The following is an 18,887-nucleotide window of genomic DNA, read 5'->3' on the forward strand; positions in this document are numbered from 1 at the left end:
TAGATAATTAGAAGTCCTGATTTCCTCTATATTCGAGAGTAGAGCTGTTTCCTCGTAACTAATAAAGGCATAAGCTCATTCTCAACAAAGAAATCCTCAATATTTCTATTTAACCCGCCTGATCGCGCAGTTCCTTTCATACGGATTTACAAAGCTGAAGGTTTCATTTCCTTAATTTCTAATTCCTAAAATAGAGTCAGCTATATTTACTGCATGATCTCCTATACGCTCTAAATTGCTAACGATATCTGTATAGACGATTCCCGCAGCTCCATTACATTCATTTGTATTTAAGCGTGCAATATGCTTTTGTCTAAGCTTATCTTCCATATCATCTATCAAACTTTCGAGCTCAGTTACTTCCTGCGCCAAGCTCAAACTAGCTGTATCCAGTGCCGCAATACTCTTTCGTACAGCTTCAATCGCTAAGCTAAACATCCCTATTAAATCTTGTCGTGCTGACTTACTTAAAGTTACCTCATGATGATCTTTATATTGTAAAAGCTCTAAAATATTTTCAAAATGATCACCAATACGCTCAATGTCCCGTACATTTGTTAAAAGTGTATGGTGTCTTACTGAGTCTGCGCGAGAAAGTGGCTGCTTAGACACCATTACTAAATAATTCGTAATTTCCTTGTCTAAATGATTGAGCGCTACTTCTAGTTGTAAAACTGTAGGAATGTGAGTAGCCTCACCTGTTTTCATATATAAAAATGTTTCTTCTAAACCACGAAGCGCGTGCTCCCCCATACGTAGTACTTCCTCCTTTGCTTGCCCGAGTGCAATCGCTGGAGAGGAATCGATGAATGACGGATCTAAATGTTTCGTTGTCACATCAATATTGCCATCACGCCCAGGCACTAGCTTCGTGACAAGTACAGTCAATCCTCCGATAAATGGCAGCTGGATCATCATATTAATGATGTTGAATGAGCCATGTGCTATCGCTATTTGCATTTTCGGCTCTAAGTGGAATAGTCCGCTAATCCATAAAACGTACTGCATAAAGGGTGTAAAGAACACCATGAAAATGATTGTACCTATAATATTAAATAACACATGTGCCGCTGCCGCACGTTTAGCATATATAGAAGCACCTAGTGATGCTAATACTGCTGTAACGGTCGTGCCTATATTTTCACCAAATAAAATAGGTAGAGCACTCTCTAAACCAATTAAATGCTCAGCGTATAAGCCCTGTAGCACACCGACAGTCGCTGTTGAACTTTGAACAAGCAATGTAAAAATTGCCCCTAGAAAAATTCCTACAACGGGCAGATTGCTTAGCTGAAGCGTTAATGATTCAAAATCAGCTAATTGATGAAGTGACTGCATGCTTGCACTCATTAACTCTAATCCTAAAAATAATCCCCCGAAGCCAAATAATATTTGTCCGATATACTGATAGGTAGATTTCTTAAAGAAAAATAACAACCCTGCACCAATCGCTAATAACGGATAAAAATAAATGCCGATATTTATACCAATAATAAAAGCGGTAATTGTCGTGCCAATATTGGCTCCCATAATGACACCGATTGCTTGTCGTAATGTTAAAAACCCTGCACTCACTAGCCCAACCGTAATTACCGTCGTTGCAGAGCTCGACTGGATACAAATCGTTACAACTATACCCACTAACACGCCCATTAGAGGATTTGTTGTAAATCGATTCAACCATTCACGCAGTCGATCATCTGCCGATTTTTGGAGCCCATCCCCCATAAATTTAATGGAAAATAAAAAGACTCCTAAACCGCCTAAAAATTGAAATAGTATACTTTGCCAATCTATTGTCAATTGTATTCGCTCCAATTCCTACGTCTCTACTACTCTATTCCTAATCTTTAAATGATAATAAAGAAAAAGTAAAGATAACCTTTAACTTCTTTACACAATATTAACATTTCAATAAATCATCACCAAAACGTGTGGTTGATTTCCGTTCCGACTGGGCGCTTTGTTGTTGCTGTCGCTACGCTTTCGCACAGATAAAACATTTGCTGCCGCTTTGCTTTCGCTACAGAAAACATTTGTTGTTGCTGGCGCACAGAGCAAAGCTTCCTGGAGTCGCCCAGTCGAAACGAAGATCAACCTATTTACATAGTATATGTTTTAACAAAAGTCATCCACAACTTTTGGTGATGACCCATTTCAATATCGTACTCTCAGTTATTATTTCTATTTTCATATCTTGTCAAAGTTGAACATGGTAAAATAACGATTGGAGGAGATATGTTTATGAAACACTCACAACTATTTATCGATAGCTTAATTCATCCAAAAAAACTTGCTGCCTATCGTTTATTACCTATCGGGAAAGTTATTCAATATACCTTTCTGCTAATTACTGTTGTTACAGTTTTCTCTTTTGGTCGTTTTACAGCTGGGATGTCTGTTGATACATTTGATATGAATAGTTTAAATGGAATAACCGAATACATAGAAGGCGTTAAATGGCTTTTGTATCCCGTGACAATTATCATGCTTTTTGTTTTTACAACGATGCTTATTTTTGCACAAATTTCTCTCTACGCCTTGGCTGGTCTGCTGATTTTGAACGTCATGAAGCGTCGCGGAGAATACCGTCACATTTGGCGTACGACAACATTTGCCATGACTTGGGCAACTCTACTAAGTATGCTATCAGATTATCTACCGATTAACAGTACGATTATCTCTGCTTTTTCTGTACTTTTAACAGTAACTCTACTTATTGTAGCCATCACAAATTATCCAAAACAACCAATTACAAAATAATGTGCATGATTCCCCTCTCTTCTAAATATAGTGTAGAAAAGGAGGGGATTTTTTGCGTGCTTTAGTGTTAACCGCTATCATTATTATTTTTGCTTTTGTTATAAAGGTAGATTTAACAGAAGGATCATTACAACTTGCTGCCTTTTCTCAGAAAAAAACAGAAAACGCCCTGTGTGAGAAGGAGCGAGAGCCAAATTATATCACTGTACAGACTATTCAAGGCGATACTATCCACAGTTTATTTGCACTTCATCCTGCAAAAGTACCCATGACCTTTCCTGAACGTTTACAGATTTTTTATGAATTGAATCCACACTTACAATTACAGGCTCCTGTTCCTGGTGAAAAAATTAAGCTTCCGCTATCATTTGAATTTGAAAATAAATGCGGAAAATGAAAAAGTAGCGTTTCTTCCTTGTCCTTATTTTCTTACACTGCTAAAATAAATGTCAGTGACGGTCGAAAGTATGGCCCGAAAAGGAGAGAAAGTTAATGAGTGAAATTTGTCACCGTACAAATACACGTCCCGTGCGTGTCGGTAACTTAACAATAGGTGGTAGTAATGAATTATTCATTCAAAGTATGTGTACAACAAAAACACATGATGTCGAAGCAACAGTAGCTGAAATTCTTCGTCTTGAGGAAGCAGGCTGTCAAATTGTTCGTGTCGCAGTACCAGATGAGCGTGCAGCTGATGCGATTGCAGATATTAAAAAACGTATCAATATTCCATTAGTAGCTGATATTCACTTTGACTATAAATTAGCATTAAAAGCAATTGAAAATGGTATCGATAAAGTTCGTATTAACCCAGGTAATATCGGGCGTAAGGAAAAAGTAGAGGCTGTTGTTAATGCAGCAAAGGCAAAAGGTATTCCTATCCGTATTGGGGTAAACGCTGGTTCATTAGAGCGTCATATTTTAGAAAAATACGGTTACCCTACTGCAGACGGTATGGTAGAATCTGCACTTCACCATATTAAAATTTTGGAAGACTTGGACTTCCACGACATTATCGTATCTATGAAGGCATCAGATGTAAATCTAGCGATTGAAGCCTATGAAAAAGCGGCTAAAGCCTTTAATTACCCTCTACACTTAGGTATTACTGAATCAGGTACATTATTTGCTGGTACAGTAAAATCAGCAGCTGGACTTGGTGCAATTTTATCAAAAGGTATTGGTAATACATTACGTATTTCACTATCTGCAGACCCTGTTGAAGAAATAAAAGTAGCACGTGAGCTATTAAAATCATTTGGTCTTGCTTCTAATATGGCAACCCTCATTTCTTGCCCAACATGTGGTCGTATCGAAATTGATTTAATTTCAATTGCCAATGAAGTAGAAGAATATATTTCTAAACTTAATGTACCGTTAAAAGTAGCTGTGCTTGGTTGTGCGGTAAACGGTCCTGGTGAAGCACGTGAAGCCGACATCGGTATTGCTGGTGCTCGCGGTGAAGGTTTACTATTTATGAAGGGTAAAACAGTTCGTAAAGTGCCTGAAGAAACAATGGTAGAAGAGTTGAAAAAAGAAATCGATAAATTAGCTGCTGAAATGGCAGAAAAACGCGCAGCTGAAGAAGCAGAAAAAGCGAACGCCTAAGGAGGTGCTAGCATGAAAAAGCCCCGCTTTGGGATTGATATCGATGGAACAGTAACATGTCCTAGTACACTCATCCCACATATCAATAAACAATATAATGTAAATATTACGCTTGACGATGTGTGCGAATATGATTTTTTATCAGCATTTCCACATCCCATTGATCGTGTAGCATTTAATACATGGTTTAAAGAAAATGAGCCGTATATGTACGAAGTATCAGAAGCAGCTAAAGATGCAAAAGATATTTTAAACACATGGAGAGAAAACTACGAACTTTATTACATTTCTGCTCGTGGTGAGAATGTATCAGATGTTACGGTAAATTGGTTTAAATCACAGTCTATTCCATACGACCATATCGAGCTGATTGGCAGTCACGATAAGATTTCCGTAGCGAAAAAGCATGGAGTTGAGGCATTTTTTGAGGATAAGCATGATAATGCGGTTATGCTTGCGGAGGAATTAAAAATACCTGTCGTATTATTTGACACTCCATATAACCGTCTTGCTGTTCCGGACAATGTCGTACGAGTTTATAACTGGCAAGAAGCCAACCAATTTATTACTAACTACTTCAAATAAACAAAAGGGTCGTGTTCTTGCATTGAACACGACTCTTCTTCTTTTATATCACAAGTATCCCCCGTAACCAACGCTCTACAAAATTTTCAAAGGTAATGCCGTAATTTTCATAAACAGCATGGTACACGAAATAAGTTCCTAATCTCTCAAGTAATTCATCATTAATCTTCATCACAAACCGCTCCCTTTCGTTGATTTATTCACCAAATTTTCAGATATATAAACTTCCAATTTCTCGCACATTCTAGTGGAGGTTGCATCGTTGCAAAACCGTCACAATCTCCAGCATTCATGCTCTTTTTTCATAGTTTTCTTTTCGTTACTATAGTAGTATCAACTTGCAATACTGGAGGGACTACATGTGAAATGGATGATAAAGGTAACTTGTATAACATGTCTTTGCGCGCTGCTAGTTGGCTGTAGTGATCGATTATCTGATATTAGAGAAGCGGTTTCAGGCATCAATTCAGCAGCCGAAACTGCAGCCAGTGCAGTTGGTCGTGATGTACATGAAATACGAGCAATTGCCATTGAATATAAAGATACATCCTTTACAGTTAATGACCTATTTAAAACTATTTTACGTGACGTGCGCTGGGATTATGACGCTGAAAAAAGTGAGCTTCATGTGAGAGGCACATGGTTAGCACCACTATTTTCTGAGCAACCATGGGATGATGCAATGAAAAAACAGCTAGCAGAAACAGGTGTAGTAAAGGTTACGTGCACTATTAAGAACGATAAAATTGATAGCGCTCGCACAAATGTAACACTTATATTCAATGACAAAAAAATTGTAGAAATGGCAGGTGAAGATGCACTTCAACACCTATATGATACATATTTACAAAAATAAACCACGTAACTTTTCTATTATAAAAATTTATATATAGAATGGCTCTTCGGCAAAACGAGGGGGTGATTTCCGTTCCGGATAGGCGCTTTGTTGCTGTCGTACAGTTAAAACATTTGCTGCTGTCGCTACGCTTTCGCACAGTTAAAACATTTGCTGCTGTCGCTACGCTTTCGCACAGTTAAAACATTTGCTGCTGCCGCTTTGCTTTCGCTACAGAAAACACATATTACTTTTCTAACATTTAGTCGTTAGAAAAGTTTTTTTATGTTCATTATATTAATAATCCTCCTTACAAGAAATCTTACAATTTAGAAATATTAGGCTCTTCTATTTGAAAATGACAAAACGAGCAAGGTATAATAAAGTATCACGTGATGGTTTGGAGGTGTTTATATTGGGACAGAGAAATTAAAAATTGGCGAGCTTGCAGAAAAGACTGGCATTACAAAAAGAACAATCGATTATTATACAAACATCGGCTTATTAAAGGCTGAACGTTCTGCGTCCAATTATCGCTACTATGCCCCTACAATGATTGAACGACTTCACTATATTGAACAACGCAAACAGCAAGGTCTTTCACTCATAGAAATACAACATGAACTTAACATCACTCCGCACGAAGAAATCGATGTACAGATGCTACGTGTAAAAATGCAGGACTTAGAGCAGGATGTAACTACTCTACTTGAACAAATAAACAAACAAAACAATAAAGATATTGAAAAGATTAAAAAAAATGTTTCCCCCGAAAGTATTGCACTCATGCAATCTTTACTTTTACTTATTCATAATTAGGAGGTGACGTTCTGTTCATACAGAACGACTATTTGGAGACCATACTCAACTTATCGATTTTTACCATTTTATTAGCTTTAACTGGGTTTTTCGTGGCAACAGAGTTTGCCATTGTAAAAGTACGTGCCTCAAGGCTTGATCAATTGATTGCAGAGGGCAATACAAAAGCCATTTCTGCAAAGTATGTTGTCAATCATTTAGACGAATACTTATCTGCCTGTCAGCTTGGTATTACTGTAACAGCGCTTGGTATCGGGATGGTCGGTGAAAAAACCTTTGAATTTATGCTACACCCTCTTTTTAACTTGATTGGCATTCCAGATAACTATATGACGGTCTTTACAATTGGTAGTGCTTTTGCCATTGCAACATTTTTACATGTCGTTGTCGGGGAATTGGCACCAAAAACTGCTGCGATTCAAAAAGCTGAAACGATTACACTTCATTTTGCCAAGCCTATTATGTTGTTCTATAAAGTGATGTATCCATTTATCTGGTTCTTAAATGGCTCAGCTCGAGTCTTAGTTGGCATATTTGGTATGAAGCCTGCTTCTGAGCATGAGTTATCACATACAGAGGAAGAAATACGATTACTACTATCTGAAAGCTTTAAAAATGGTGAAATCAATAAAACAGAACTAAAATTTGTGAATAATGTCTTTGAATTTGATGAACGTATTGCTCGTGAAATTATGGTTCCTCGAACAGAAATTGCTGGAATTGAAAAAAATGAATCTTTTACAAATATGATTCATTTCATCGCAGCTGAAAAATATACTCGTTATCCTATTTATGATGGTGATCGTGATAATATTTTAGGATTCATCAATGCCAAAGAATTGTTTACACACGGTTTGCTGGAGCAACTTACAGACGATTCATTAATCCTTGAAGATTTCATTAATCCTGTTATACGAGTAATTGAAACAATCCCTATTCAGGAGTTACTTGTGCGTATGCAAAAAGATCGCATTCATATGGCCATTTTAATGGATGAATATGGTGGGACATCTGGGCTTGTAACAGTCGAGGATATTTTAGAAGAAATTGTAGGTGAGATTCGTGATGAATTCGACGATGATGAAATTGCAGAAATTCGAAAAGTAAATGACAATCACTATATATTAAATGCAAAAATGCTTATTGAAGATGTTGAAAAACTATTAAAAGTAACGCTTGAAGCAGAAGAAGTCGAAACATTGGGCGGTTGGTTTTTAACAGTGAACAATGGCATTAAAGCAACTAAAAACATTGAGCTAACCCCATATATATTTAGCATATATGAGCAGCAAGGTCATCGTATTCATTACATCGAGGTTCGTCCCCTTCGCAATATTTTACCTACCGTATTAGAGGCGTAATACGGATAATACGATTTTATTGATAGTTTATAACAAATTTAGCTTTAGAAATAACATTCAACAGGGCTATTCTAGTTTTTCCAAATACTTTTGTCTCATACCATTATTAGGCATATCCATATATAATAAATATATGGATATGATTCTATTTTCAGGGGGCATTACATATGAAATTGTTTAAACTATATCATTCGGACGGTATTCATATTATTACCGACGTCAAAAAACACAAAACGAATATTGAATTAAAAACAATTACAGGTGAAGTATTATATATTATCGTAGTAACGGATGAAAACTACACAGTGTACGATGATCGTTTTGCTGGTGCTTCAAAGCAATTAAATTCTGTGGAGGCATTTGATATTGACGGAAGCTTCCGTAGCCTAGATTTTGATAATATGCGTACACTCTTCAAAGAGGCATTTACGAAGCTATTACAAGAGATTACAGAATGTGTCAATGATAATGATGAGTTAGTAGATATTGATACCCTACGTCATAAAGTAAGTGCTCAAATTAAAGGTATCCATTTCCGTGTTATTTCTGACACGAAAAAATACGAGATTTAAACACCTAACAGGCTGTCCAAGGAATCGATGATGGGACAGTCTGTTTTTTTATGTTTCAATTGTTAATTAGGTAACGCTAATTTTAATCACAGTCACTAGCGAAACAAAACATCTCCTACTACTTTCATGTATAATAGTATTAACTATCTGAAAGGAAGGGTGTTTTGGATTTGAATCGTGAACAATTAATCACACTTATTTCAGAAAAACTGAAATTAATCCGGACCGAAAAAGATTTAACACAAGATCAGATGAGCGATTTACTAGGACTTTCTAAAAAAACACTTGTTCAAATTGAAAAAGGCCGTATTCAAACTGGCTGGACTACAACGATTGCGGTTTGTGCATTATGCCGAGATAGCACGATTTTACAGCATGAGCTTGGCGGAGATCCACTTGAAGTTGTCGATTTAATCGCTAATAACGGAACCTTACAACCTAAGGAAAAAACAATGGGAGGATACATATGGTGGAAAAATCTTAGCGAGTATAATGGCTATTGCCTACAACAAAATGTCATTAGTCAGCATTTTCGAATTTTAAATACAGACAACTATCGACTACTATCAACATTCGACGAGTCAATAGCTAAGCAAGCATGGGAAAATCTTCAAGAATAATTAAATACTGTACTCGCGCATTCGTACCAAATACTCCTACGTTATGCGCGAGGAATGTAAAAAGTTTGCAAGAATAAGTGTAGTTGCTGCTATTCTTGCGCTACTAGCCTTCTCCATTCGCTCATTTTCATCATTTGTATGTTCCTTTTGCATTTGTTGGATTACTTTCTTTACTAGCTTTCCCCTCACCTCTTACGCTTTTTTTCACAAAAAAAGTTAAACCGTCTATAGCCAATACTCTCCTCTCGCTATTTTTCAACAAGATAGACAAATGAATAAGATAATGAATTCACTTCGTCATATGATAAAAGGTAACTAGAAAACAATCGTTTACAGTGATATCTTTACAATCAATCTTTCGGTTAAAAGTGACATTAGTAGAATTTTACAACACCACTCTCTATACTTAATAGTAGCTTCTCTAATACTGGAAAGGATGCTTTTTTATGGATAGAATACTAGCAATTAGTGATATACATGGGGAATTAGAACTTTTTGAAGAATTATTATTGAAAGCTGATTATGATACTATGCAAGATCGGTTATTTTTACTTGGCGACTATATTGACCGAGGACCAGCATCTTGTGGCGTTTTAAACTTAGTGGCGGAATTACAGACAAAAGGTGCACGTGTTCTATTAGGAAATCATGAAGCCATCATGCTCAAAGCTTGTCGCTCTGGTCACCCTAAACCGTGGAATCATTGGGTTGGACTTTGCGGTGGCGATGCAACACTTGCAAGCTATGGCTATCAAATAGACGATTTTAAGGAAGCCATTGAAAACGATACATTACCTAGCTTTATTCAAACCTTACCAAAGCTCGAAGAACACTTAAAACTTATCGAAACCTTTGATATTTACATCGAATTAGAGGATGCCATTTTTGTACATGGCGGTGTTGTACCTGGAGTAGCTATGGCAGAGACTGAACCTATGGAGTTTTTATGGATACGTGAAGAATTTCATGCAGGTTATCAAGGGGGGAAAACTGTAATTTTTGGCCATACACCTACTTATAAACTTCACCAAAATCCAACAGATTACAATGTCTACTTTGGAGAAAATAATATAATTGGCATTGATGGTGGAGCTGTTTTTGGAGGGCAGTTACATGCATTAGAATGGCCAAGTCGTCAAATAATCTCGGTGGAAAAGGAAAAGCCAACAAGTTAGAGTAACCTGTAGGCTTTTCCTGCTAAATGAAAGCTTTAATATAATTTAAAAATAACACCTACTAAAGAGTAGACAATAACTGTTGTAAATAAAATTGTCATATGAATAAGTGAGAAAACAAACATTTTTGTTGCCCACTTTGTTTGATCTTTATTACTGTGATAACCGTAAATACTCATAACAAGCCATGCAATGCTTAACAATAGTGCAACAAGCATAATGCCAACACTTAAAGTGCCAAATAAGAAGCTTGATAAAATCAATAAAATTAAATAAAAGTTCGTTTGATAATAAGTACGGCGCATCCCTTTTGCAACTGGAAGCATTGGAACGTTGGCTGCTTCGTAATCAGCGTGCTTACGAATAGCAATGGCATAGAAGTGTGGCATCTGCCAAATGACCATAACTAAAAATAGGCCAAGTATCGCAGGATGTGTAATATCAGTAGAAACAGCCGCCCAGCCAATGTACGCTGGAATCGCCCCTCCTATACTCCCAACTTCCGTGTTATAAATCGTATGTCGTTTTGTCCACATTGTATAAGGTACTACATATAAAAACACCCCTAAGAGACCAAATGCTGCAGCTAGTGGTGAAGCAAGTGCCAACACAGATGCCCCGATAATGAGCATGGCAAAAGCTAAAATTAACGCTGATTTAGCTGACATTTCACCTGTTACAGTTGGTCGACTTTGCGTACGAGGCATTACAGCATCGATGTCGCGATCATACACATTATTAAAAGCTCCAGCGGCACCAATAACAAGTGCAGAGCCAATTGTCGCGAAAATAATTTCAGGTATATTTTCTACAAAAGTCATTTTATTTTTGTACATACCTAGCGTTAATCCAGCCCACATAGGAATTAAATTAGATTTAATGATTCCCGTTTTCACTGTCTGCGCTAAAATTGTAGAGCGTGTGGACTTCTCCACTGACTTCTTGGAAGACTGTAGTTTAGGCTCCGTTTTTAGATTTTGTTCCATTCATCTTAATTCCTTTTCTCTCTTAATTTCTCACGCTTTACCATTAAAAAGCGACAAATTATTAAAACAATTATACCTCGGCCTAATTGATCCAGAGGCTTTAAGCCAATTGATGTTAGGTCACTTAGGTGTTTTCAAAGGTTCTGAAATTCTTAGCCTAAGTTCCTCTATTCCAGCGGATGCCTAGACACCCTGCGCAAAGTAACTTAAAACCACATTCAACTCACAACCTAAGTGGTAGTAAATTTTCAGCAGGTGCTTTGCTTATGTTACCCAAAACATTTGTAACTGCCGTTTCACTTTCGTTACCTAAAACATTTGTAACTGTCGTTTCACTTTTGTTACCTAAAACATTTGTAACTGTCGTTTCACTTTCGTTACCTAAAACACTTGTAACTGTCGTTTCACTTTCGTTACCTAAAACACTTGTAACTGTCGTTTCACTTTCGTTACCTAAAACACTTGTAACTGCCGTTTCACTTTCGTTGCCTAAAACATTTGTAACTGTCGTTTCACTTTCGTTACCTAAAACATTTTGTAACTGCCGTTTCACTTTCGTTACCTAAAACACTTGTAACTTTCGTTTCACTTTCGTTACGAAAAATATGTGCTGAAAAAAGTAAACATATCAAAATATTATTCTACATCTTTTAGATAAAGTCTGTCTCAATGTTCACATAAAGTACACGATTTTCTTTACTCTTTATATTCTCACATAGAGATATACGTTCATTCACAGCATCTTCTATGATACCACCGACTGACATGAATTTGAACCTAATCGACTTGATTCTTAGCATATTACTATTCAAGTAAAACAATCTACTCTATACTAAGGTGTATGTTTTAACTATATGAAGGAGTGTCTGACACGTGAAATACGGATTTATCGGCCTTGGAAATATGACTACAGCTATTATTAAAGGTATGTGTAAAAGCGGTGATTTTGATCCTACTTTTATTTATGGCTATAATCGTACCAAAGCAAAAACAACAAAATTAACAACCTCTTACGGGATTCAAGCCGCAAGCTCTATTGAAGATATTATGTCAAAATGTGACGTTATTATCCTCGGTGTAAAACCCCAAATGTTACCAGATGTTTTACCAGAGGTGAAAAAGCATTTACAAGATAACCATGTAATTGTTTCCATCGCCGCTGGTAAAAATATAACATATTTACAAGATTACCTATCTGAAGTTACTCCTATTGTTCGTGTAATGCCAAATATTAATGCGATTATTGGTGCATCTACAAGCTGCTTTACAGCGAGTGAACAAGTATCAGATGTGCAGCTTCAGCTTGTCAATTCCCTTTTTGAAACAGTAGGTACAATTATTGAGGTGCCTGAAAACTTATTTTCTATATTTACAACGATTGGTGGTGCTTCACCAGCATTCACCTATATGTATATTGACGCTTTAGCACGTGCTGCTGTACGTGAAGGGATGCCAAAAGACATGGCGCTTGATATTGCGGCAAATGCAGTACTCGGCAGTGCAAAAATGATTTTACAATCACAAGAACATCCTTGGGCACTTGTAGATCAAGTATGCTCTCCAGGTGGGACAACTATTCAAGGTGTATCTTCATTACAAAGCAATCATTTTGAAACAACGATTCACGATGCAGTAACGGCCGTGACTGACAAAGATCGAAGCTTATCAAAATAACTATTGAATGATACACTAAAAAATAAAACGAAACCGAGACATCCTTAAATGTCTCGGTTTTCATTTTGTTGAAAAACTAATTATATCAATGGAATTAAGGGTAATTTTAAATAAAGTATTGCTATTCGGCAAAGCGAAGCGTCAGCAACCACAACATAAACGTAGGAACGCTCAACATAACCCAATAGGAAAATAGCCTTATCCGGAAATCAAATTCATTTTAAGGATTTCCTTGAATATTTTTTTCATTGAATATTATCTTGTAATTCCTGTGCTAAAAATGCAGTTAGATCACGTAAGTTTTCTGGTGTAACACCGTGACCATCTGGATATTGTTTAAATGTCACAGCAGCACCAAATTGCTCAAACTTTTCTTTACTTTCTACGCCCCATTGTGACGGGATGACATAATCATAATCACCGTGAGAAATAAATGCATGTAAATGATTGACTGGGCGAATTGCATATTCCTCTGTAACGAATTTTGGTGTGTAGCCACTTAATGCTACTATTCCTGTAATTAAATTCCCCATAGCAAAAGCAAGTGACTGTGCTAAAACTGCCCCTTGACTGAATCCAAATACATACACTTTATGTGGATCAATTTGATATTCTGCAATAGCCTCTAGAACAAATTGTTGTAGAGCCACTAATACTTTATCGAAAACTTCGCGGTCTGGTTTACCGACCTCCTGGATTGTGAAAAAAGCATAGCCAGGCTTTTGCGTAATAGGTCCACGTAAGCTAAATACATGGCATTGCTCTTTAAAGTCCTGTACTAATTGTGGTAAATCCTCTTCATTACTACCCATTCCATGTAATAAAAAAATCGCTGGATATTTTTTATTTGGGTCCATATTTGTTGGTTGTGTATGTTTAAATGTAAACGGTGTATTCATATTAAAATTCCTTTCAGGTGGACTTAATGTCACCTTATTATACTGCATAATATATCTAGACAAAAACAGGATTGCTCCGTTATCATAAATAGCTTTTTCTATAGATTTATCATCATAGCGATAAAATGATGTCTGTCCGATCAGGCGCTTTCCTAAGCAGCTTGAGATACGATGCTTTTATGTACAAAACTCAACAAAAGCACATGAAGGTCACGAATGCGTTTTAAAGTTTTACTTTATTAATAATCCCATCAGTGCGATAAGCAATATAGCCGTTAATTATGCGAATCGTTTCTTGTGGATCTGCGTTAAATAGCACTTTTGATTGCTCTGGTGTTGAGACAAGTACTGTTAGTAAATCTACACGCATGGAATGTCCTGCAGAGCTATACGCATAATCGTAAACAATATCTTCCTCTGTCATATTTTCTGTCACATACTGCTTATGAAACAATTCCTTTGCGGCATCCATTTGTTCCGCGACCTGCTGACGAATACGCATTTGATGCATCAATAGCTCTTCCTCAAGTACCGTGGTCTTTAACCACTCTTTCTTTTCGAGCATCTTCAAAAATTCTTTTTCCAAAACTTGCTCATTTTCTGTAAAATACAGCATATTCATCATTAACATATCCCAAAAATCAACTTGAGATTGTGCTGATTTACGCTGCATCTCTATTGCCGCTTTAAAGTGCTCTTCAACCTTCGTAATATTCATGTTGCGCACTAAATGATTACATACATTTTCAATAAATTTATTTGCTGTTTCTTGTGCCATCAAAAAACCCGTCCTTTATATCTACAAATCATTTCCTCCCTATCATACCATGATTGTAGAATATAAAGAAACGGTTAACGTTTAGGTCTGCTATGTATGCTCACCTTGTACTTTAGACGCAGAAATTGAATCTAAAATATACTTTGCATCATTGTGAAGCTTTTCATAGTTCTCCTGTAATGTTCTTGGAGATATAGGTTTACTAAATAAGAAGCCCTGTATAGTATCACACTGGCTTGCTACTAGATATGATAGCTGTTCTATCTCTTCTATTCCTTCTGCGACTACCTTCAACTGTAGATGCTTGGCCATAGAGAGAATCATGTCAACTAATGCTTTATCTGTAGAGTTCGATTGTATTTTCTGAACGAAAGACCTGTCAATTTTTAAGCAATCTATAGGGAAATCCTTTAAATAAGATAATGATGAATAGCCTGTCCCAAAATCATCTACCGCGATCGTAACCCCAAGTGCCTTCAATTTGTGTAAGATCGTCGTCATATGATCGATATTGATCGTCATACTTTCTGTTATTTCGAGTTGCAAATATTTGGGCTCTAATTGTGTTTTCTCAAGAACATTATGAATTATTTCAACTAAATTTTGCTGAAAAAGTTGACCTAACGACAGATTGACCGCTACTTTAATCGGTGGCAATCCAGCTGCTTCCCACCTCTTTACTTGTTGACAGGCTGTTTCTAGTACCCATTGTCCAATAGGAATAATTAATCCCGATTCCTCTGCAATTGGAATAAAGACACCCGGCGAAATCCACCCCTTCTTTGGATGCTGCCATCTAACTAAAGCCTCTACCGACTTAATTTGACCCGTACGTAAATCAAGTTGCGGTTGATATTCTAAAAAAAGCTCTTGATTTGCTAAAGCATCATGTAAATCATTCTCTAATATAAGACGTTCAGTCGTTTCTTTAGAGATCGAAGACTCATAAAATCGTATACGAGTTGGCGTTTTCTGCGCTTCATGCATAGCATAAAGAGCAAATCTAACAAGCTCCTCCTCCTTATAAGAATCTGTTGGAAATAAAGCGATACCAATATTTAATTGACTATTTAAAGAAAAATGTTGAATTTGGAATGATTCTTCCATAACAACTTGAAGTTGTTGACTAAGCTGCGTCAATTGATGGGTATTGCTCACCTCATCAATATACACGACGAAATAGTCTTCTCTCAGCATGCATAGTAAATGCTTCTCCGGTAAAACATTTTTCAATCTTCCCGCGATTAAGCCTATCATTTGGTCTGCATATGTACTGCCTAAAGACGCTTTAATCGCAGTTATTCTTTCTATACCGATTGCAAGTATTGCCTTTTGTGATTTAGATATGTATAAATCTTTATTTAAAGTTTCCAGTAAAAAACGTTCATTTGGCAAATTTGTAACCTCATTATGATAAGCCATGAAATGCATTTTTTCACGAGATTTTTCTAAATGCTCTTGTGTATCAACTAACTGCTGAAAAGGTTTTTCAACAGAAGAAAAATAAATTGCTCTGAGTAAAAGATAAAATGCACCTAACTGAAAAATATGTCCAATAAAATTTTTAATATCATAGACATCTCGATAAATTGTAAAAAGATAATCGCTAATAATTAAATAAATCGCACTGCCAAACAATAAAAATATAATTTTGGGTGCTTTTTCAAAATTTTTAAGCAATAGAACCATAATCACCAAATGTATCGCTACAGCTAAATATTGAAAAGTATTTTTTAAAACAGTAGGACCTTCACCTTCTATCATAAGAGGTGGCAATAGAGACGTTGGGGCATAGATGACGACAAAACAACCAATAACTATTACAAACGGCAAGCTATAAATAAACCAACGATAAAATGATTTGATTTCTTTCTCCTTTATAAAAAAAATGAAGAGAAAACCAATCGATAATAGTAATCGACTAAACATGTAAAACCATGTTGATGCATATGGCGTACTCACAGTAATGAAAAATGGCATTCCTTTATAAGAGAGTGCATGAGCCATTTCTAATAAGCTAATGGCTAAAAACAAAGCCCCTGCATATAGAACTTTATTAGATAAAATATAAGGCGTAATTAACCACGCCTGAAATGAAATAGACATTGTCACTACAATAATAAGCATTTCCATCATTAAATGAATCGTTACATAGTTGTTCTCTCCAAATATCCCATAAAATTTATCACTACCGCAACCAATTACGATTAACAAAATCATCGATAATAGGATGAATTGAATGCCCTGCTTCATAAAAGAAAAATCCTCATTAAATTTCCACATAATAACTCCCCTCGTTAATCACTAAATAATTTCCCTCTATCTAATGCTCTATTCATAATTAGGCTAATTATACTACAAGATTACAACAGAGTATCGACTTTTCGACCAAAACAAAAGTGAAATTTAGGACTTAATGATATAATAATGTGAAACTAAATGGGGATCTTCTTCACACCCACTGATTTTTAGCCTTTTGACTTTTACTGGCAGTTCATCTCACACCTACTTTCTTTGCTTTCGCTGAATGGTAAGTACCTGACACTTCGCTTTCAGTACAGATGAATTACTGCTCGGAAATAAACATTTGCAAGATAAAAAAGATGTCTCAGCTTTTGAGACATCTTCTATCTATTATGAAAATACATAACTATCCATATTATCTATTGTATTTTGGATAGCATCTTTCAAAGACCGCTGATGCTCGGCACAAGCCGTTAGTGACTCCTCCAATGTAATCGCAGCATTTGCCATAAACGGTGCCATCTGCAAATCCTTCGCTAATTGAATAAGAACAAGTGCTTTATTCCATTTCCAACGCGCATTTTGTGGATCTAAGTTAATAGCTTGCTCTAAGTAGCCAAGTGCATCGAATGGCATCCATCCAAAGCGGTGCATCGTTTGACCTGTGATCCCCCAATATACCGCCTTGTTAGGGTTTTCTTTTACTGCTTGTTTAAAACAATGAACACTCTCGTTGTAATGATGTGCAAACAAAAACAGTTCACCCTGCGTAAAAAATGAATTGGCTCTTTCATTCGGAGTGCCTGTTGTCACTATAGCCTCTAGTTCTTTAATACGATTTGTAAACTCTCCTTCATCTTCTATCGCACGAATTTCGACGACGGTATCCGATTCAGGATAGCTTTCATCTGCTCGTTCTGCATGTTGGGTTTCCACAGACAGCGTAGGTTTTGGATAGTTCGCAAAATCATACTCTTCTAACAATTCAATATATTTATTAGCCAACTTTTTCTCATTTTCATTAGTAACTTGCTTAGCAACCTCATAGCTCTTCATTAGCTCACCATTATAAAAATAATCATCCATTGTCATTCATTATTCCTCCAATGTACAACTCTTCAGTATATTTAGTATACACTACAAAATCAATTATGCCTCGACATAATTGCTTCCATAATCGGTTGGAGGCTTTAACTTCTTTCAACAATAGAGGTAGAAAGCTTCAGTAACAGCCGCTTCACTTTCGCTACAAAAAACACTTCCTCTAAAGAAGTTTAAAAAGACTGCTCAAAAATAACTTTTGATACAGTCTCAGCTTTGCTTATTTTTTTAATACTTCTTTATTTAGAAATGTACGTAAATCTTCTTCCGGTAATGCACCTACAAAACGTTTAACCTCTTTACCACCTTCAAAGCGAATGAACGTTGGAGTGTATTCAATGTTATATTTATTCCATAAATCTTCGTATTCCCAAACATTTAATTGAGCAATATCAACACCAAGCTCTTTAGCAATAGGCATTAGCACTGGTGTAAAAGCTTTACAGTGCACACATGTCGGACTGAAGAAATAAGCATTTACATCTTCACCAGCTTTTAATTTTTTTTCAAGTTCTTCTGGTAACATAATATTTTGGTAATTTTTATCATCCAATTGATCAATTGTTTCTTGTTTTAGATCTTTGTCGCCATAAAGTTTCTCTGCGCCTTCTAATTTGCTATTGTTTGAGACTTTAGTTAGCACAATAATTGCTGCAAATAACAAAACAATTACCGAGCCAATAATTAGTAGTTTTTTCACGAGAATGTATTCCTCCCTTTCCACACTAAAAAACCCTATTTTTAGTGTATTCGCGATTGATTATAAATGGTTTTTAAATCCTAGTAAACTAATTAGTCTTTCAAAATGAGTTTTTTCATAATTCAAACATAATTCGCTCCAAATTTGGAAACATACATATAACATCT

General features: G+C 36.1%; 20 protein-coding genes. 11 read left to right on the forward strand and 9 right to left on the reverse strand.

Annotated elements, in window-relative coordinates; all coding sequences use genetic code 11:
• Positions 1-171: 171 nt before the first annotated feature.
• A complete protein-coding gene (locus tag B1B04_RS21770; RefSeq protein ID WP_079563439.1) occupies positions 172-1,803 on the reverse strand; it encodes a Na/Pi cotransporter family protein in 1,632 nt (543 codons plus the stop codon).
• 441 nt (positions 1,804-2,244) lie between these two features.
• On the opposite strand from B1B04_RS21770, the gene B1B04_RS21775 reads away from it, so the two are divergent.
• From B1B04_RS21775 to B1B04_RS21790, 4 genes are all read left to right on the forward strand, one after another.
• A complete protein-coding gene (locus B1B04_RS21775; protein WP_079563440.1) occupies positions 2,245-2,763 on the forward strand; it encodes a DUF1189 family protein in 519 nt (172 codons plus the stop codon).
• 52 nt (positions 2,764-2,815) lie between these two features.
• A complete protein-coding gene (locus tag B1B04_RS21780; RefSeq protein ID WP_079563441.1) occupies positions 2,816-3,160 on the forward strand; it encodes a hypothetical protein in 345 nt (114 codons plus the stop codon).
• 95 nt (positions 3,161-3,255) lie between these two features.
• A complete protein-coding gene (ispG, locus tag B1B04_RS21785) occupies positions 3,256-4,371 on the forward strand; it encodes a flavodoxin-dependent (E)-4-hydroxy-3-methylbut-2-enyl-diphosphate synthase (protein ID WP_079563442.1) in 1,116 nt (371 codons plus the stop codon).
• Positions 4,372-4,383: 12 nt separating this feature from the next.
• On the forward strand, positions 4,384-4,956 hold the full coding sequence (locus B1B04_RS21790; protein ID WP_079563443.1) for a 5' nucleotidase, NT5C type: 573 nt from the start codon (positions 4,384-4,386) through the stop codon (positions 4,954-4,956).
• A 43-nt stretch (positions 4,957-4,999) separates the two neighbouring features.
• Here the strand turns inward: B1B04_RS21790 and B1B04_RS26515 are convergent, their stop codons facing one another.
• A complete protein-coding gene (locus B1B04_RS26515) occupies positions 5,000-5,128 on the reverse strand; it encodes a hypothetical protein (protein WP_276207774.1) in 129 nt (42 codons plus the stop codon).
• 198 nt (positions 5,129-5,326) lie between these two features.
• On the opposite strand from B1B04_RS26515, the gene B1B04_RS21795 reads away from it, so the two are divergent.
• From B1B04_RS21795 to B1B04_RS21820, 6 genes are all read left to right on the forward strand, one after another.
• Positions 5,327-5,812 (forward strand): hypothetical protein, encoded by a 486-nt coding sequence (locus B1B04_RS21795; RefSeq protein ID WP_240518369.1) that lies wholly within the window; start codon positions 5,327-5,329, stop codon positions 5,810-5,812.
• Positions 5,813-6,268: 456 nt separating this feature from the next.
• Positions 6,269-6,610 (forward strand): MerR family transcriptional regulator, encoded by a 342-nt coding sequence (locus B1B04_RS21800; protein WP_240518370.1) that lies wholly within the window; start codon positions 6,269-6,271, stop codon positions 6,608-6,610.
• Positions 6,611-6,642: 32 nt separating this feature from the next.
• On the forward strand, positions 6,643-7,971 hold the full coding sequence (locus B1B04_RS21805) for a hemolysin family protein (RefSeq protein ID WP_079563446.1): 1,329 nt from the start codon (positions 6,643-6,645) through the stop codon (positions 7,969-7,971).
• A gap of 167 nt (positions 7,972-8,138) precedes the next feature.
• Positions 8,139-8,543 (forward strand): hypothetical protein, encoded by a 405-nt coding sequence (locus B1B04_RS21810; protein WP_079563447.1) that lies wholly within the window; start codon positions 8,139-8,141, stop codon positions 8,541-8,543.
• A 170-nt stretch (positions 8,544-8,713) separates the two neighbouring features.
• Positions 8,714-9,163, forward strand: coding sequence for a helix-turn-helix transcriptional regulator (locus B1B04_RS21815; RefSeq protein ID WP_079563468.1), 450 nt, complete (start codon positions 8,714-8,716; stop codon positions 9,161-9,163).
• A gap of 446 nt (positions 9,164-9,609) precedes the next feature.
• Positions 9,610-10,338, forward strand: a complete 729-nt coding sequence (locus B1B04_RS21820) for a metallophosphoesterase (protein ID WP_079563448.1) — start codon at positions 9,610-9,612, stop codon at positions 10,336-10,338.
• Between the two features lie 35 nt (positions 10,339-10,373).
• On the opposite strand, the gene cyoE is transcribed toward B1B04_RS21820, so the two are convergent.
• Positions 10,374-11,324 (reverse strand): heme o synthase, encoded by a 951-nt coding sequence (cyoE, locus tag B1B04_RS21825; protein ID WP_079563449.1) that lies wholly within the window; start codon positions 11,322-11,324, stop codon positions 10,374-10,376.
• Positions 11,325-11,547: 223 nt separating this feature from the next.
• The gene (locus tag B1B04_RS21830; protein WP_079563450.1) at positions 11,548-11,877 is read right to left on the reverse strand and encodes a hypothetical protein; all 330 of its coding nucleotides are present in this window, start codon (positions 11,875-11,877) and stop codon (positions 11,548-11,550) included.
• A gap of 320 nt (positions 11,878-12,197) precedes the next feature.
• On the opposite strand from B1B04_RS21830, the gene proC reads away from it, so the two are divergent.
• Positions 12,198-12,998, forward strand: coding sequence for a pyrroline-5-carboxylate reductase (gene proC, locus B1B04_RS21835; protein WP_079563451.1), 801 nt, complete (start codon positions 12,198-12,200; stop codon positions 12,996-12,998).
• 245 nt (positions 12,999-13,243) lie between these two features.
• Here proC and B1B04_RS21840 read toward each other — a convergent pair whose 3' ends face one another.
• The 5 genes from B1B04_RS21840 to B1B04_RS21860 all read right to left on the reverse strand — a co-directional run bounded on the left by B1B04_RS21840 (position 13,244) and on the right by B1B04_RS21860 (position 18,720).
• Positions 13,244-13,897: an alpha/beta hydrolase gene (locus tag B1B04_RS21840; RefSeq protein ID WP_079563452.1), complete on the reverse strand. Its 654-nt coding sequence runs from the start codon at positions 13,895-13,897 to the stop codon at positions 13,244-13,246.
• Positions 13,898-14,120: 223 nt separating this feature from the next.
• On the reverse strand, positions 14,121-14,675 hold the full coding sequence (locus tag B1B04_RS21845) for a hypothetical protein (RefSeq protein WP_079563453.1): 555 nt from the start codon (positions 14,673-14,675) through the stop codon (positions 14,121-14,123).
• Between the two features lie 90 nt (positions 14,676-14,765).
• Positions 14,766-16,958 carry a bifunctional diguanylate cyclase/phosphodiesterase gene (locus B1B04_RS21850; RefSeq protein WP_094075120.1) on the reverse strand — a complete coding sequence of 731 codons (2,193 nt, stop codon included), beginning with the start codon at positions 16,956-16,958 and terminating at the stop codon, positions 14,766-14,768.
• Between the two features lie 351 nt (positions 16,959-17,309).
• The gene (locus B1B04_RS21855) at positions 17,310-18,011 is read right to left on the reverse strand and encodes an O-linked GlcNAc transferase (RefSeq protein ID WP_079563454.1); all 702 of its coding nucleotides are present in this window, start codon (positions 18,009-18,011) and stop codon (positions 17,310-17,312) included.
• A gap of 229 nt (positions 18,012-18,240) precedes the next feature.
• Positions 18,241-18,720, reverse strand: coding sequence for a thioredoxin family protein (locus B1B04_RS21860; RefSeq protein ID WP_079563455.1), 480 nt, complete (start codon positions 18,718-18,720; stop codon positions 18,241-18,243).
• Positions 18,721-18,887: the final 167 nt, after the last annotated feature.

This window comes from Lysinibacillus sp. KCTC 33748, assembly GCF_002237755.1.
In the GTDB taxonomy this organism is placed as follows: Bacteria; Bacillota; Bacilli; order Bacillales_A; family Planococcaceae; genus Lysinibacillus.